10 protein-coding genes are annotated in these 16,774 nt (G+C 45.3%); 2 read left to right on the top strand and 8 right to left on the bottom strand.

From position 1 onward, the window contains the following. Positions 1–53 precede the first annotated feature (53 nt). The 7 genes from T525_RS0102250 to T525_RS0102215 form a co-directional block, all read right to left on the bottom strand. Positions 54–701 carry an SIS domain-containing protein gene (locus T525_RS0102250; protein ID WP_027405849.1) on the bottom strand — a complete coding sequence of 216 codons (648 nt, stop codon included), beginning with the start codon at positions 699–701 and terminating at the stop codon, positions 54–56. A gap of 181 nt (positions 702–882) precedes the next feature. Further along, on the bottom strand, positions 883–1,032 hold the full coding sequence (locus T525_RS0102245; protein WP_027405848.1) for a hypothetical protein: 150 nt from the start codon (positions 1,030–1,032) through the stop codon (positions 883–885). Positions 1,033–1,169: 137 nt separating this feature from the next. Continuing rightward, positions 1,170–8,267, bottom strand: a complete 7,098-nt coding sequence (locus tag T525_RS0102240; RefSeq protein WP_027405847.1) for an autotransporter outer membrane beta-barrel domain-containing protein — start codon at positions 8,265–8,267, stop codon at positions 1,170–1,172. 589 nt (positions 8,268–8,856) lie between these two features. Continuing rightward, entirely contained in the window at positions 8,857–9,156 is a 300-nt protein-coding gene (locus tag T525_RS0102230) for a helix-turn-helix transcriptional regulator (RefSeq protein ID WP_027405845.1), read from the bottom strand. A gap of 236 nt (positions 9,157–9,392) precedes the next feature. Next, positions 9,393–10,358, bottom strand: a complete 966-nt coding sequence (locus T525_RS13920; protein WP_051533345.1) for a hypothetical protein — start codon at positions 10,356–10,358, stop codon at positions 9,393–9,395. 274 nt (positions 10,359–10,632) lie between these two features. Then, positions 10,633–11,076 (bottom strand): hypothetical protein, encoded by a 444-nt coding sequence (locus tag T525_RS0102220; RefSeq protein ID WP_027405844.1) that lies wholly within the window; start codon positions 11,074–11,076, stop codon positions 10,633–10,635. A gap of 142 nt (positions 11,077–11,218) precedes the next feature. Further along, positions 11,219–12,457 carry a dicarboxylate/amino acid:cation symporter gene (locus tag T525_RS0102215; protein WP_027405843.1) on the bottom strand — a complete coding sequence of 413 codons (1,239 nt, stop codon included), beginning with the start codon at positions 12,455–12,457 and terminating at the stop codon, positions 11,219–11,221. Positions 12,458–12,708: 251 nt separating this feature from the next. On the opposite strand from T525_RS0102215, the gene T525_RS0102210 reads away from it, so the two are divergent. Next, entirely contained in the window at positions 12,709–14,481 is a 1,773-nt protein-coding gene (locus T525_RS0102210; RefSeq protein ID WP_027405842.1) for a hypothetical protein, read from the top strand. Between the two features lie 101 nt (positions 14,482–14,582). On the opposite strand, the gene T525_RS0102205 is transcribed toward T525_RS0102210, so the two are convergent. Beyond that, the gene (locus T525_RS0102205) at positions 14,583–15,521 is read right to left on the bottom strand and encodes a sugar-binding transcriptional regulator (protein WP_027405841.1); all 939 of its coding nucleotides are present in this window, start codon (positions 15,519–15,521) and stop codon (positions 14,583–14,585) included. 218 nt (positions 15,522–15,739) lie between these two features. Here T525_RS0102205 and T525_RS0102200 point away from each other — a divergent pair, with 218 nt between their 5' ends. Then, entirely contained in the window at positions 15,740–16,753 is a 1,014-nt protein-coding gene (locus tag T525_RS0102200) for a YitT family protein (protein ID WP_084276826.1), read from the top strand. The last annotated feature ends 21 nt before the right edge of the window (positions 16,754–16,774 follow it).

The following is a 16,774-nucleotide window of genomic DNA, read 5'->3' as shown; positions in this document are numbered from 1 at the left end:
CCCTTATTCATGGTTATTTTCCATGAATAGGGGCGTATTTTTTATGCTGTAAATTAATTTAAAAAGAATTCATTTTCCACTGCCATACACAAAGCGTGATAAACAGGCAGGTGAAGCTCCTGAATCTTGTAGGTCTCCATTTCAGGAACGCAGATGGCAATATCACAAAGGCCCTTCAGCTTGCATTCCCTGCCACCAAGGAGGCCGATGGTCTTTATGCCCTTAACCCTGGCCATCTGTACTGCATAAATTACATTGGCGGAATTTCCGGAGGTGCTGATGCCAATAAGCACGTCCTCCTTGTTGCCCAGCCCCAGCACCTGCTGGGCCATGGCCAAATCCGGAGCCTGGTCGTTGGCAAAGGCACTATTCAAGGCTACTGCATTCATAAGGGAAATGGCTGGCAAAGCCCCCTGGAGATTATCCCTTAAATAATCAGCCTCATTAGGGCATACTTCCTTCATCTTGCCATATAATTCATCATCAATTGGACGTTTAAGGATAAAGCCCTTCATAAACTCTCCCACAATATGCTCTGCATCAGAGGCACTACCACCGTTGCCGCAGACAATCACCTTGCCGCCGCTCTTATAGGAAGCACAGATAGCCTCCAGAGCCTCCTGAATGGAGCTGCGGCACACCTCCAAAGCAGAATAACGCGCAATCAGATTATCAATAACCTTTAAAGTTGTATCCTTCATCGTATTCACCTCGTAATATATTTACTATATAAAAATATACATGAAACGGCTGGGGAAGATATATACGGACATATTTTACCTTGGTACTTAGTGAATTCAAGCCTATGGCGCCGAATGAGCTTAGTACCACTAGGTAAACTAGAGAGCGCGAGCGTTCCGTATATACTTTCCCAGCCCCTTTCTATTTACTCTTATTAATAAGCTTCTGCAGCTCCCGCATCTGGTGCAGATGGGTTTCATAATCCAGATCGTTGGCATCGTACTGCATCCGCTTCTTAAGCTCCTCTATGCGCTTCTGGAGCTTTTCCTTCACTTCCTGACTAAGGGCCATTAATATACCACCTTCAATTTTATCTAACACATTATAACGCAGTTGTTCAAATTTTTCCATAAGCAAAAGTTCCATCACTTATTGACGACAAAAAAGTTCGCTGACTCCCAGGAATCAGCGAACCTTTTTTTATTTTTTTAGAAATGCCACAGAGCGGATACACCGCCGGCGAGACCACGCTTCTGCCCTGCAAAACCAGTAAGGTTAAGATCAAGGGTCATTGGAGTCTTGTCGTCCGGCTGGAAGGTGGCCCCAATCTCCCAACGGAGGCTGGTGCCGCTGATGTCTGCGCTGCGGATGGCCATGCCGTCCGCTGTGCCATTTGCCACGCCGCTGAATTCATGCTCCACTGCAAGACCGCCGTAGTAATTGAAGTTCTTATTCTTCTTTACAGTATAGCGGGTTCCCACACGAAGTACATTGGAGCTTACTGCATCCAGCTCATAATGGCCGCCTGCATCAAAGGATACGTCACCACGACGGTTGAAGAAATACTTGGCGTAAACGTCCAGAGTATCTGTCTTGTTTACCTGTATTTCCTTGCCTACTCCCAGATGAATGCCCCAATATGGTGCATCAGTGGTGTAGCTGTAGCCATTGCCAAGGCCATCACGGAGGAGATTGTTGGCATCACTGTGGATTCTGCCCCCACGGAGGCTGCCTTCCACATACATACCATCCTTATGCTGCCACTTGCCCAGAACACCGCCGCCGCTGTATCTGGATGAGCCGTCACCTCTGTACTGGCCGTTAAAGGTGGTATAGCTGCCAGTACCGTATTCAAGGAATGCCCCATACTCAAAGGAGGATTTCTTCTTGTCGTTCTTGTGGCCCACTGCCAAAATACCATTCCATGTATGGAGGTTCACGTGGCTGCCTGTCTCCTGACGCATATCGCTGCCGCCAAGCTTTGCATAGGTGGCAATACCATCAGTGCCAATGCTCTCCTGCAATGCCAGTCCCTTAATGGAATCATCGATAAACTCGTTGCCTGCCAACAGGGAGGTCATGCCCGCTGCGGCATCCATAACGGTACTATGGGTCTGCTCACTGGCATGGACGGTTTCCACCTTGTAAATTACATTTTCTTTATTATCCAAAGAGAGCGTACCAGTACCTTCACCCACTGTACCCACAGTGAAGTTGGAAGTCGTATTCAGACTGGTAGCCTTTTTATTTGCCTTGCTCTGATCAAGGAGAGTCATGGTATCATTCACTGCCAGGGACTTGGTGCCCGTAAAGACTACGTCCTTGGCAGATACAGTGGTCATGGACAAATCGCTGTTTGTGCCATCTGTAATCTGGATACCGGACTGGCTGGTGCTCCAAGGCACTACAGAGAAGCTCAGTGATTCAAAGTTCTTGATATCCTTTACACTCTGGCCGCCACCAGTCCATGGGGTGGCTGTACCATTGTCCATGTAACCAATATTCAGAATATTGCCAGTAGCCTCGCTGGTACCGCCAATAAGAGCTGTATTGGAAACATCAGCAGTTCCATAGAGATATATGCTGTTGTTCTTGGTGGAGCCTGTGCCATAGCCACCATATACTCCGCCAACAATGGTGTTGCCCAATATAGCTGAAGTAATGGTATTGCCCTGTACGGTGCCACCACTGAGATATACGGTATTGCCCTCAGCAGTGCCGTTGCCATAGCCGCCAATAACACTGCCCTTTACGGTGCCGCCGGTCTTCTGAACCTTGTTGCCCTTGGCAATGCCGTCAGTTCCTGTTGCAAAGCCGCCAAGAACATGCTCCTCTACAGTACCATCTGAAAGCTCAGCCAGATTGTTGAGGGATTCCTCACAGCCACCGCCGATAATACCCATTACGGAGCCATTCTTGAAGTAAACCTCATCATTCTGGGACAGATATTTACTCTTGCCGCCGTAGATGTAGTCACGAATGGTGGTGCCGTTTACAGTTACCTTGTTATTGGCAGCAGAGCCATTTTCACTGTAGCCGCCAAATACGCCACCCTTTACAGTGCCTCCCGTGAGGCTTACGGTGTTGGTATCCGCCGGCTTGTTGACACCAGCAGTCTTACCGCCGTAGATATTGCCATCGCTGGTATCTGTACCCACATTGGTATTATTCACAGTAACTGTATTGCCAGAAGCGCTGCCGCCATTGCTGTCACCGCCTGAGAGACTGCCCTTGATGGTGCTGCTGGCAATATTAACAGTATTGTTGTCCGCACTGCCGCTGCCAGTGGTCTTTCCGCCGAATACGGAGCCATTTACAGTGCTGCCATCAGAAACACTGACCTCATTCTTATTGGTATTGCCATTTACACTCTGACCGCCAGTTACTGAGCCGCCGATTTCACTTCCACCAGCTACAGTGGCCTTATTTTCGGAGGAAGTGCCATTACCATTGTTCTTGCCGCCTGTAACGTCACCATTTACCTTGCTCTTGCCAGTAACAGTTGCTTCATTCTTGTCGGTGTTGCCATTTTCACTCTGGCCACCGATTACATCCTTCTGAACCTCGCTTCCGCCTTCCACATTGGCCTTATTGCCAGTGGACTCGCCGCTGCCACCTGAGCTGCCGCCGATGACGCTTCCGCCAACCTTGCTGCCCTCCTTGACATCGGCCTTGTTGTCCTTGGTGCCGCCACTGCCACTCTTACCGCCAGTTACGTCGCCACCAATTTCACTCTTGCCCTCAATAGTGGTTTCGTTGCCAGATGCCTCGCCGCTGCCACCAGAGCTGCCGCCAGTTACGCTGCCGCCAACCTTGCTGCCGCCTTTGACATCGGTCTTGTTGTTCTTGGCGTCACCGTTGCCATCGGTCTTACCGCCATTTACATCCTTATCTACTGTGCCACCGTCTATATCAACGGTGTTTTCATTGGCGTGACCATTGCCGCCTGTATGGCCGCCGTTTACGTCACCGCCGACCTTGCTGCCATTCTTCACGTTAACCTTATTTTTATCGGTGTCGCCGTCAGTGTCGCTCTTACCGCCGTTTACGTCACCATCTATGGTGGTTCCGCCGCCTTCAATAAAGACTTCGTTGCCCGTGGCGTGGCCGTGACCGTTGGTGTGGCCGCCGTTTACATTGCCCTTGACCTTGGCACCGCCTTTAACATCAGTCTTGTTTTCGTCGGAATTGCCGTTGCCGCCGGAATGACCGCCGTTTACGTCACCATCTATTGTGGTTCCGCCGCCTTCTACAAAGATCTCATTCTTTGTGGTATCGCCATCGCCGTTGCTCCGGCCACCGTCTGCATCGCCGTGGATTTTACTGTCTTTGACCTTGGCCTTATTCTCAGTGGACGGACCGTTGTCACTCTGGCCACCGATAACATCGCCAGCTACCTCGCTGTCTTCTACATCCGCTGTATTATTTTTGGCTGGGCCATCCTCGCTGGTGCCGCCAAATACATCGCCGCCAGTGCCGTCATCGTTGGTAATTATTGTACCCTTAACCTCAGCTCCATTGCCTGTGGATTCACCGTCACCCTTGGCCTCGCCGCCATTAATGGTGCCCTGTTTTGTACCACCATCAGTAAAAATTTCCGTATGGCCAGTGACATTTACTGTTGGCTGGGTCTCACCAGAACCCAGAGTTACCTTATACATAAGGTTTTTCGTATTTGTGTCATAGTAGGCAGTTCCCTTGCCAGTTCGGCCATCATCCAGGGTGAATACTCCGGCCCTGGTCTTGGTAACGCTGTCGCCATAGTTGGAAACCAAGATCATGGTCTGACCCGTAGTAAGGTTGTCCACTCCAGTAAATTTTATATTGGAAGAATCCACCACAGCTGTGCTGTAGGTAATTTCGTCATTTGGACGGGCGTAGGTATTATCCCATTGTACATTTGTAATATCCAGAGTAGATGCCTTATTTTCCTTTATCTGATAAAGCACATCATTATTTGTTGCCAGCACCTGGCCCACAACGGAGCCACCCACTGTCATACCAGAGGTTGGAGCATAGGAATAATTGTTGGTGCCAGCCTCCTTGGCTGCAATATCAGTTAAAGTTGCATTGGCATGTACCAATTTCATGGAGTCATTTGCCTGGGCAGTCTTCTTCTGGTCATCGGTCATGGTAACGCCGAAGCCGGATGTGTCCAGACTGGTCAGATAGGAGAAGTTGTACATGGCAGAGCTTTTATCCAAGAGCTCTGCATTCTTATTATAGGTTACCTTCCCCAGCTGAAGGTTATCAATATAGGCCGCCCCTATAGAATAAACCAGCTTGTTGTCACTGTCAGCTGTCTGCACGCCCTTGGCCTGCTTCCCGGAAAGGGTAATATTTTGCTCTTTTTCAGTATATTTGCCGCTTGGCTGGTATTTAATGCTGTCAGCAATTTTTGCATCAGCAAACAAGCCCCCTGTTGCCGTAAGGATAGGGGTATCCCCTAAAGTGGTAGGAGCTGTAAAGCCGCTGCCCGTTACATTGATGCCACTGGAATTTCTTGTCCAGCTTCCATCAACTGCCTCACTTGTGCTGCCATCCCAGCTGGAAATATCCACGCTGTCCAGGGTCTTGCTGGTTACTTCATAGTTCACCGTATTAGCTGTTGTGGTTACATTACCAGTTAAGGTTCCGGAAAGATTTGCCACATTATTAATGCCATAGCTGACAGCCTGGCTCTTAGGGGAACCAGCAACAGTCAACCCGGAATTAAGTCCCGTTGCCCCCGCAAGGATAGTCATGGTATCCCCAGCAGCGATTTTATTTACACTGGTATCATCACTGCTATTGGCAAAGGTGAATTTAAGGCCAGTGGCATCCACATCATTGTTGACCAAGTTGGAGAAGTTATAATTTCCAGTCAATGCACGGGCTGTGCCAGCCTTAGTCCAGGCCACTTCACCAAGGGAAATCTTGCTTCCCGTGGTGGACTCGGCAAAATATGTGAGTCTTTTACCACTTGTTGTTGGGGTCAGGCCATCCTCAGAAGGAGCAATACCTCCGGACTTGGTGCCGGAAATGGTAACGCCATCCTTCTTGTCATCTGGCATCGGCTCATTGTCCTTGTATTTTTTATCTCCTGTTATATTGTTTTCATTAAAGAAGCCATCCTCAGTGGTGGTAAAAATATCCACATTATCTGTGCCAGTTGGGCTTTCAAAATCTCCAGTGTCAACAGCCACACCCCCTGAAGGTGTATCCCAAGTATTAGGAAGGGCTGGAGCTGCAGTTCCGTTCCACTGGCCCAGATCAATTTCATTCACTTTTCCGGCACTAATGGTATATTTTAAATTTGTATTATCACGGGTCAGACTTCCATTGGTTGCCTGGCCCTTATATGTAATCTTGGTATTATTATCCGTATATGAGATATTAAAGGTCTTATTAGTTGGCTGGGTAATAGCACCAGCATAGGCAAGACCAGTTGCATTCGTAAGAATATTGGTGGAATCAGTGAACCCATTTATGGTAGCTGTCCCCGTAAAGGTAAGCCCCGATGCATCAATGCTGGTAACCCCGGAGAAATCATAGGCAGCATTGTTATTTATATCCCGCTTGGCTCCCCAGGTGGTGGAACCAAGGGTAATACCAGTTACATCGTTTTTTGTGGCGTAATAAATCAGATCTGCACCGCTATTGGTTGTCGTTACACCACCGGCCGTATTTCCGGACAAAGTAACTCCTGCCACAGGAACATCCACAATGGAACCAGATGTTTTATATTTATTGTTACCAGTAATTTTGTCATCACTGAAAAAGCCCGTTTTACCATTTGTGGTCATAATAATTCTGGACACATCAGTGCCTATATTGGGCAGATTGGTAAAGGAAGCAGTTACATTGACACCACTGGAATTGTTCGTCCAGCCAGACAGAAGGGTGCTAGTGGAACCATTCCAGCCAGCAAGATTAAGACTGTTTAAAGTAGCACCAGTTACTTTATATGTAATATTCTTATTGGTATTGCTGGAGATTACATTACCATTTGTTGCCGCACCGCTATATCCGACGCCATTGGCATCCTGGAAGGAGGCAGCAAGATTAATTGCCTTCGCTGTGGTACTATCCTTTATACCATTTGCATTAGAAAGCAAAGTTGTGGTTTGATTAATCGGGTTACTGTTAAATGACCCTGTAAAGGTCAGATTCGAGGCATTGATGGCGGTACTCGAATTGAAGGTGTAACTGCTCCCGTCCGTCCTTCCCGTACCCCATGTCATCGCGCCGAGAGTGACTTCAGTGACAGGAGTTTTGTCGGCACTGCGTGATAATTTCACCTCGTTATTTATTAAATCTGGAAATTGGCCATTATAGGTGTTAGTGTTAAGGAATGCGGTTACCACATCCGTCTTGTAGTGGAGGGTGACGTTATTGACCGTGTCGTTGTCGACCGACGTGCCCCCAACTACCGCGCTGGGTGAGGCTTGAGTAAGATGCACCTTATCGTTGTCACCGGTTCCGTATTTCACTGTAATACCTGTTAAACTGGTTTTCCATTGTGATTCTTGCTTACCGGAAAGCAGCGTCATGGTACCATAATTAGCAGCTGGAATGGTCATGCCCGAAATGTCCAGCCAAGAGTTTGGTTTAACTACTTGGCCACTTGCCTTGAGCACATACGCGTTATTTTTAAATGTCACAGGGTGTGATACGTTCTTTGTATCAGTGTAGCCAAGGACAATTTTATCAAAATTATAAACATTTCCCGTGTTGAGTCCCTCATCCTCATCAAGACCGCCAAGGTTCAGGACGTTGCCGGAACCTGAACCGCCATTTATGGTAGCGATGCCGGACACTGTCGCATTGATATTGACAGTATTGTTATTGGCTGTTCCGCTGCTTGTGCCGCCAGTAGTATATCCACCATAAATATTGCTTTGAGAAAAATAACCGCCGTTGATAGTGACGGTATTATCATTGGCATAATATCCACGACCGCCAAAGACATCGTAGTAGATACGAGCACCAGCGTAGATGATAACTTTATTTCTATTGGCCGTACCAGAGGAACTATTATTGTTCAATCCGCCAAAAGTCCCGCCATTTAAATCTCCTGCTTGAGAATAGCCCTTACCAATTACTGTACCATAGACTGTAGTTGTATGATCATCCGCATTTTCTCTCGGATCCGGCTCATTAGAATTGTTGGATTTTGTGCCATTATAGACATAGTTTACGGTCTCATCACTTGTGACCGTGACACTACCCGCCTCAGCCACAGGCCCATAAAGGCACCCTCCGCCCAATATAAGTGCCGCCATAATAAGACGGGTCAATTCTTTTTTGCTTTTCTTGTTTTTCATATTACTCCCCTCCCTGGGCTATTTACCGCTTAAAAACACAAAAAGCCTTCCCTCAGGCCGCCGGCAAGCCGCAAAGACTCACCAGCCTCCTGAGAGAAGGCTTATTTACATAGTTATATACTTGTTGATAAGTGTCTACTGGAGCTGAACAGTTACCCCCCCCCGCGAGGACAGACTCAGGCACAAAAAAACCGCCCTGCACGTTGGTTGTCAATATCTTCTGCGCTTTCATGCCCTGTCACTCCCTTCGGGGTAGGAAACATCACTAAATTCGCTAAAAATAATAGTTGATACCTATCATTTATTACTTCTACATATAATCCAAATATCCTGCAAAAAAATATTTTTGGGATAATAATTTCTTACCAAACCATATACTATTATATCGACCAAAATCATAGGGGAGCTTAAATAAAAATCCTGCTGACCAGTCAAATGACCCCCCAGCAGGATATCTCATACATATATAATATTCATTGCGCCATAACTAGATTAACGCATTCTTTTTCCCTATTTCAACAACCTGCTCAACAGTGAGCTTTGTAACACGGGCTATTTCTTTACACCCCTTTCCAGTCTTGGAGTCATTTTATGGCATAGCCCCATCTTTTAAAGTTAATGTACAGCCCATAGCACTTAAATATTTGATGATGGTTTCTATTGTACCGCCATTTCCTTTTTCCAATCTACTGACGGCCTGCTGAGATAAACCAGAACGCTCACTTATGTCCTTCTGAGTCAAAGAATATGCCTTACGTTTATTTATAAGTTCCTGCTTAAACTGCATTTCCGCCTGAAATAGCTGATGTTGCCTCATCAGGGATTCATCACCGGCGGTAAGTTCCGCTATTTTTTTCTGCTCCTTAAGGGCATCGCTTTTAACTAACATATTTCCACCCCTTTACAACAGTCCTTCTTTACGGGCTCTGGATAATGCTTATTTTACATCATTTTTGATGTATTATCAAGTTAGCAGCTTAAGCCCCTAAATAAATTGATGTGGCACTGCGAAGCAAATGAATGGCCTATCCCGTGACAGGCCCCGCCGTACATAAAAAAATCCTGCTGACCAGTCAAATGACCAACCAGCAGGATATCTTATATACACAAAATTCAATTCGCATGCTAAATCATGGATATATATTCTGCCTGTTCCTCTGTAGAAATCATAAGTGCATCCATTGCTTCCTGTACTGTCCAACCTTTATTTTTCATCAAATTACGAATAGAGGTAAGCTGAGCTGCCCTTTGTCCCTCTACACGGCCCGCAATAATTCCTTCTGCTTTTCCTTCAGATTTAGCCTGTTCCATTGAGTTTTCCCATGCTCTGCACATATTTATCTCCTCTTCTTCATCGTCAATCTCAAAACTGGTTCCCGTGGCAATTTGAATAAACTCTGCTGTTGCCCGGTCTACCCTTTCCAATCGCTTTTGGTTTATAATCCAATCCATATTGTCGTCATGCTGATGCTTTATAAATTGCAATGCTGCTCCAATGCCAGTATGAAATTTGTCAAAATCATCTTCAGCCAATGTATCCGGGGAAAGCAAATTTATCCTATAGTCTGGAACAAACTTCAAAATCCGCTCATCCCCCACAGATAACAAACTATGAATACTGTCAGAACCATCCCAGTGCTTGCCACTGATATTAACCACCAGTGTCACAACCGGGTGCAATCTGTCATCTCTATTTAGTCCCGATAGGAATTCGTGACTATTTTTGGAATTCTTTTCCCTTTTATTATGGTTGACAATTATATCCACCTGATGTGCATAGCTCAATGCATCATATAGCATATTGCGTACAGGCATTGCATAATGGATTTTTGATTCGATTTCCAAGCCAAAAATCAAATATACCGCCTGGTCATCCTCCATAGCCTTATACAACTTCAGCAGGTCACGATATTTCTGTACGTGTTTTTTGGACTTGTTACCATAAGGAATGGCAATTGCTGTGGTGTCAAGTTCATGCAGATTCTCTGGCTGGATAACTTTTTCTCCATTGTATATCCAATAATTAAACAAATCGCTGAACCGTTCCACATTGGATAAATACCCTTTTGCCTCTGTATCAATCTTCCCCATATTTCTTTCTCCCATTATACCATAATTTCTTATGTATCATCCCGCTAATACATTTTTAATTTACGATTATATGTTACCATATTTAATTAATATAAATCAACATTTTACTTAATTTAATTTTAGACAGTGGGCTAATTATATAATATCTTACGGGTGACATGTGATAAGGACACCCCCTATCCCATGCCAGGCCCCGCTAAACTCTGCAAAATACAATGAAACTAAAATGAAAAAACCGGTGACTGTTCAGCCACCGGTTTTAATGCTTCTTCACTTACCAGATTTCCTTCATCCAGTTACGATATTTTTCTCCCATAAACTTTATTGTCAAATTAAGCATGGCATAAATTTCATCCCCAAGGGTGTCAAAATCCTTTTCCTCAGTACCGGGTGTGGTCATGCACACATCCATAAGCAATGCCCCGTTGCGGTCAAAATACAGCTTGAATGGCTTATAACCCAGGTTCTCCTTATTTACCATGTGCATAACCTTAAGCTCATTATCCGATGTAAGGGCATTGTTCAAAATCAGCACCCGTATTACGGAGAAGGCTGTATCATCCAGCAGTACCAATGTAGGAAGCTTCTGGCCCTCCACAACTATATTGGAACTGAACATCACTGTATTCTGCTCGTCCTCAGGCACCTCCTCCACATTAAATGCTGTAATTTCCTTTTCCTCAAGATACTTTTTAAATATTTTTGCTTTGATATTCATATAAAAACTCCTCTTTAAATAAATTTTTATATTTTCATATATACGACAAAATAGTTTAATATCCTTCTAAAAATAAAAGAGTGCCGTCAAATGACAGCACTCTAATCTTTTCATTGAATCATTTATCCCATCTATTGTATCCTTAAGCCTCTTCCTCGCGGAACTGGTCAACGATACAAGCACATGCAGCATCACCAGTGATGTTAACTGCGGTACGGAGCATATCGAAGATACGGTCTACACCGAAGAGAATTGGCAATGCCTCGATAGGAATACCAGCAGCAACCAGTACGGCAACTACCAGCAGGGTAGGACCAGGAACACCGGCCTGACCAACAGCACCCAGGGTGGAAGTAACAATGATGGCAACATACTGACCCATGCTCAGCTCCATGCCATACATCTGGGCGATGAAGGTGGCAGCCATGGCATAATATGCAGCGTTACCATTCATGTTAATGGTAGCACCCAGTGGCAGGGCAAAGGAAACAGTACCCTTGTTCAGGCCAAATTCTTCCTCGTTGGTCTTCATGTTCAGTGGCAGAGTAGCCATGGAGGAAGCAGTGGAGAATGCGAATACCTGGCACTTCCACATGCTCTTGAAGAACTGAATATAGCCAACCTTCTTGGAGAAGAGGGCAACAGTACCACCAATCATTACATAGGTAACGATGGCAAGTACAACAACATAGAGAACAATCAGATTAATAATCTTAACCAGCACGTCATAACCGAAGGTACCGGTAGCATCAGCCATGAGGGCAAATACACCGATAGGAGCAACGCACATAATAGCAGTCATAATCTTGATGAAAATTTCAGTGAAATAATTGAAGATATTCACCATAAACTGCTTCTTCTCTGGCTCCAAAACGGAAAGAGCAAAACCAACAAACAGTGCAAATACGATGGTCTGAAGGATATTACCCTGTACCAGTGCAGCAAATGGGTTGGTTGGAACGAAGCCGATAACGGTTTCCCAGAAGCCCGGAATGGATCCGCTCTGGGACATATCGATATCAATAGCTGCCTCAGAAATTGCGGCCATATTAATACCGGAGCCTGGCTTGAACATCTCACTGAAGAGGAGACCCAATGCTACGGCTACGGCTGTAGTGGCACCATAATAAATGAATGTTATAATACCGATTTTACCTGCACCCTTGGAATTTCCCAGTGAAGCAGCTCCTCCTACCAATGAGAAGAAAACCATAGGTACAACTACCATCTTGATCAGTGACATGAACAGGTCACCGACAGGAGCAAACATGTGGGCTGGTTTTCCCATTACCAGACCTACAACGGCACCCAGAATAGTGGCGATAATAATCCACTTTCCCAGGCTGTCAAGAATAGATTTCTTGCCTTCTTCTTCTGACATTTTTCATCCCTCCAATTAATAATAAAAATAATGAGATAAATAAAATAAATTTCGCTGAAAATTCACACTATTCCCAGCTTTTGCACAACTCAATTATAACAATATTTTTTTGTTTTGTATACCATAGACATACTTTTTTTAATATGTCTATCTAAAAAAGACTCCTTGTCTGACAAATTTTAAGAATTTTTGTAAATTGACTTCAATAATTGTATAATAATTTCCGTGAGCAAACCTTAGGAGGACCAAGTATGGAACAGTCATATTTTGAAAAATTAAACCGGGAATCCCTGGAAACCATAGAAAGCTACAAGAAGAAAAGCCAGCTCTTTACCACCAAACGCACCATGTCTTTTTTGGCCCTGCTGGGCGCTGTGGCAGTGGCATACGATATGAATTCCCCATGGCCACTTTTGGCGGGAATCCTTATTTTTGCCTATTTCTTCCATTTAATAAGGGGCCACAGCCGTCTCCATGGCGACCTAAATTATGAATTAAACAGAAATGAGGTTATTAAGGAATACATTCACCGCTTTACGGGGGAATGGAAAAGCTTTGAGGACAAGGGTAATGACTTCCTTGACAGAAATATGACCCAGGATAATGACCTAAATATCTTAGGCCAGTCCTCAATTTACCAGTTTATAAATACAGCCCGCACCCAGTCGGGCCGAAGGCTTCTGGCCAGCCGGTTAAGTCCTAAGCCCCTGGAGCCGGGGGAGCTGAAGCTGCGCCAGGAGGAAACAGCCTTCTTTATGACAAGGGTAGAGGATGCCATAAAGTTGCAGGCCATCAGCCGCCAGATTCCCCTTAACCACAGTGTACAGGCCCTCCTTGATTACCTTAAGGACAGACGCCAGGATCCTGCTTCCTTCATTAATAAACTTATATTTATTATGCCCGTGGCAGCCCTGATATTACTGGGTGCAGGACTCTTTAATCTTATTCCCATGGAGGCATCAATAGTATTATTTATCATACAACTTGGCCTTGCTCTGGTGTCCCTGGGGAAAAATGCTGTACACATTACCCCATTATATAGGCTGAACAAGGAACTAATCGCCTACTGTCAGCTTCTCTACGCCATGGAAGCCATGGTGACGGAAAAAAAGGGTCGAATTGATCCGGCGAAAATTAGGGAAGCCATGAAGCCTATAGGGGAGCTGGGAAAGCTCTGTGCCCTGGCAGAGGTGCGTCACAATTTCATTTTGCTCTTTGCCCTTAACGCCCTGATTTTATGGGATTTTCATGTGGTAAGAATGTTCATTGACTGGCAAAAGAAATATGGCCAAAAGCTGGAGCATTGGCTGAATATTTTTTACGAGGCCGAAACTGCCATAAGCCTTTCCGTGATTGGACATATCAGGGGAGATGCAATTATGCCGGAGCTTCTTGATAACTATGACAGTAAGCCCCATATTGAGGCAGATAGCCTCAACAATCTCCTTATTCCCTACGGTGAATCGGTGCCGAATTCTATTATTCTTAATCCTTCCTTAAATATTATTACCGGCTCCAATATGTCGGGAAAAACCACCTGGCTGCGGACTCTGGCCAGCTCCTGTGTACTGGCCTACGCCGGGGCCCCTGTATGCGGCAAGGCCTTTAGGCTTACCCCTATACATATTCTCACATCAATTAGGGTAAATGACGACCTTGCCAGTGGCATATCCACCTTCTACGCGGAACTCATACGCATAAAGGCCATGATTGAAGCAGCTGACAAGGATATTCCCATACTGGCGGTAATAGATGAAATTTTCAAGGGCACAAATTCCGCCGACAGAATCGTAGGGGCAGAGGCAGCCCTGAAACATCTCAGCCGCAGCAATCTCATTACCCTGGTTTCCACCCATGATTTTGAGCTTTGCAATATTAAAGCTGACCAGGTACCAGTAAATAATTACCATTTTGAAGAGCATTTTGATGAAGATAAAATTCTCTTTGATTACACCATGAAGGAGGGGCCTTGCAGGACCACCAATGCCCAGTTCCTTTTAAAGCTGGTGGGCATAATACATTAAGAAAATAATTCATATAACCTCCAAAAACGAAAACTCTCCCCGTAAATAGTCTCGCCTTTGAGACTTACGGGAAGAGTTTTTTCTTCTCACATATTCAGTTCTTAATCCTTAAGCAGTTCCTTGGCAGTGAACTGGTCCGTAATGAACACATTGGCATAATGTCCCCTTAAGGCGGCCCTTATGGCAGGCACCTTGGCCTCACCGCCGCCAATCATAATGCTGTGCTCCTTGGACTTAAGATCATCCAGCTTAATACCAACAGTACGGGCATCCAGCTCCTTGTTGCAGATACGTCCGTCTGCGTCAAAGAAACGGGAGCAAATATCTCCCACAGCCAGCTGCTGAATTCTGGCCTGCTCCTCCTGATCCGTGTAGCCAAGACGGAAGAACAGGGCATTTGGCCGCACTGTACCAACACCAAAGACGGCAATATTGGCGTGGGCCCCCATTTCCAGTACCCTCTTGATATGACGGTCCTGATCCACCATTTCCTTTACCTCACGGCTGCCAAAAACCACGGGCAATGGCAGATACTGGGCAATGGTGCCGTAATTATTGGAGAAATTCTCCAAAATATCCTTGGCGTAGTTGCGCCACTTGGAATGGGTAACGCCCCCCTCCAGCTGCACAACCTGGGACCCCTTCAGGGTCCTTGGCAATAATGAGCAGGACATTTCATAAAGGGTGGTCCCCCAACCAACACCTATAATATCCCCGTCCTGTACAATGGAATCAAGATACTCCGCTGCCTTAATACCGATGTATTTCTTGATTTCATCCTCATCATTGATGGTAGAGGAAGCTATACGCACCTCATGGAGATGATACTTTTCCACAAGCATCTGCTCCATGTTGGACATATCCTCCACCGGGTCCATAATCTGGATTTTAACGTAACCCTTATCCTTGGCATATTGCAGCAGTCTTGACACCGACGGCCTTGATATGCCCAGCTCCTCAGCTATCCGCTGCTGGCTGTATTCCGAGCGGTAATACAGCTTGGCCACGTTAATGGATAGCTTGTCCCTGTCACGAGCCATACCCCTATTTCCCCCTAAATATATATTATGCAAGAAAAAACCTTCGCATAATTGTAAACACAATTTCATTATCCATGTTACAAATGTAAAAATCAAGCAATAATTTTAATTTACTGAAAAATTTTTCAAAAAATAGTCTGCATAATTTCTTGCCCATTTAATAATACCTTGTGCCATCTGTATTCTTGTGCTACTCTAAATATTAGAGGTGAATTTTTATGAATGATACCCAAAATGAACCTATTGAAATAAATGATATAGAGGCGAAAAAAGTTAACAAAATTTCAGAGACATCAAATGAGACGGAGAAACCGGTCACGGAGGAAAAGTCCGAAAACGCCACAATAGTTGATTTGCAGGCGAAAAAGGAATTTGTTCGGAAAAAGAAAACCCTTGGCAGCTATGTAAAGAAATTTTTCATCCTGTGCTTTGGTGCTTTTCTTTACGCCGTGGGACTGGAAACCTTCCTTATTCCAAACAATATTATTGATGGTGGTGTGGTGGGTATATCCATTATGGCAGATGCCCTGACACCAATAAATTTCAGTGTTTATCTGGTGCTCATTAATATTCCTTTCCTATATTTGGGGTATAAACACATCGGCAAAACCTTTTCCATATCAACTATAGTTTCTATCCTGCTGTTGTCATTCTGGACAGAATACTTTAAGCCGGTACCCCAGGTGACGGACGACTACTTTTTGGCCGCCATCTTTGGCGGTATTGTGGCGGGCATCGGTGTGGGGCTGATTATCAGAAACAGCGGCTCCCTGGATGGTACGGAAATCGTGGCCATTATACTGGACAAACGCACTACCTTCTCCGTTGGTGAGGTTGTACTTGGCTTCAATGTCTTTATTTTGGGAGCGGCAGGCTTTGTCTTTGGCTGGGACAAGGCCATGTATTCACTGGTGGCATACTTCGTAATATCCAAGATGATTGATGTGGTTATTAAGGGGCTGGACGAATCCTATGCCGTTATGATCGTGTCAGAGGAAAGCGATGAAATAGCAGATGCCCTTATGCACCGTCTGGGCCGTGGTGTTACCTTCATAAAGGGCATGGGTGCATATACCGGGGATCCAAAGAAGGTTATTTATTGCGTGGTGACCCGCCTGGAGGTGGACAAGCTTAAGGAAATAGCCATCGACAAGGATGAAAACGCCTTCATCACCATTAATCCTGTCCACGACATTGTAGGTGGCCGCTTCAAGAAAAAATCCATACATTAAAAATAAATCAGGGTATAGGAA

Source organism: Anaerovibrio sp. RM50, from assembly GCF_000622005.1.
Taxonomy (GTDB): domain Bacteria; phylum Bacillota; class Negativicutes; order Selenomonadales; family Selenomonadaceae; genus Anaerovibrio.
The sequence above is the reverse complement of the archived record's forward strand: the minus strand, read 5'-3'. Positions and strand labels throughout refer to the sequence as shown.

Bases quoted from the DNA above. Each gene is read 5' to 3' on its own strand.
- T525_RS0102250 (WP_027405849.1), bottom strand. From the start codon at position 701: ATGAAGGATACAACTTTAAAGGTTATTGATAATCTGATTGCGCGTTAT.
- T525_RS0102245 (WP_027405848.1), bottom strand. From the start codon at position 1,032: ATGGCCCTTAGTCAGGAAGTGAAGGAAAAGCTCCAGAAGCGCATAGAG.
- T525_RS0102240 (WP_027405847.1), bottom strand. From the start codon at position 8,267: ATGAAAAACAAGAAAAGCAAAAAAGAATTGACCCGTCTTATTATGGCG.
- T525_RS0102230 (WP_027405845.1), bottom strand. From the start codon at position 9,156: ATGTTAGTTAAAAGCGATGCCCTTAAGGAGCAGAAAAAAATAGCGGAA.
- T525_RS13920 (WP_051533345.1), bottom strand. From the start codon at position 10,358: ATGGGGAAGATTGATACAGAGGCAAAAGGGTATTTATCCAATGTGGAA.
- T525_RS0102220 (WP_027405844.1), bottom strand. From the start codon at position 11,076: ATGAATATCAAAGCAAAAATATTTAAAAAGTATCTTGAGGAAAAGGAA.
- T525_RS0102215 (WP_027405843.1), bottom strand. From the start codon at position 12,457: ATGTCAGAAGAAGAAGGCAAGAAATCTATTCTTGACAGCCTGGGAAAG.
- T525_RS0102210 (WP_027405842.1), top strand. From the start codon at position 12,709: ATGGAACAGTCATATTTTGAAAAATTAAACCGGGAATCCCTGGAAACC.
- T525_RS0102205 (WP_027405841.1), bottom strand. From the start codon at position 15,521: ATGGCTCGTGACAGGGACAAGCTATCCATTAACGTGGCCAAGCTGTAT.
- T525_RS0102200 (WP_084276826.1), top strand. From the start codon at position 15,740: ATGAATGATACCCAAAATGAACCTATTGAAATAAATGATATAGAGGCG.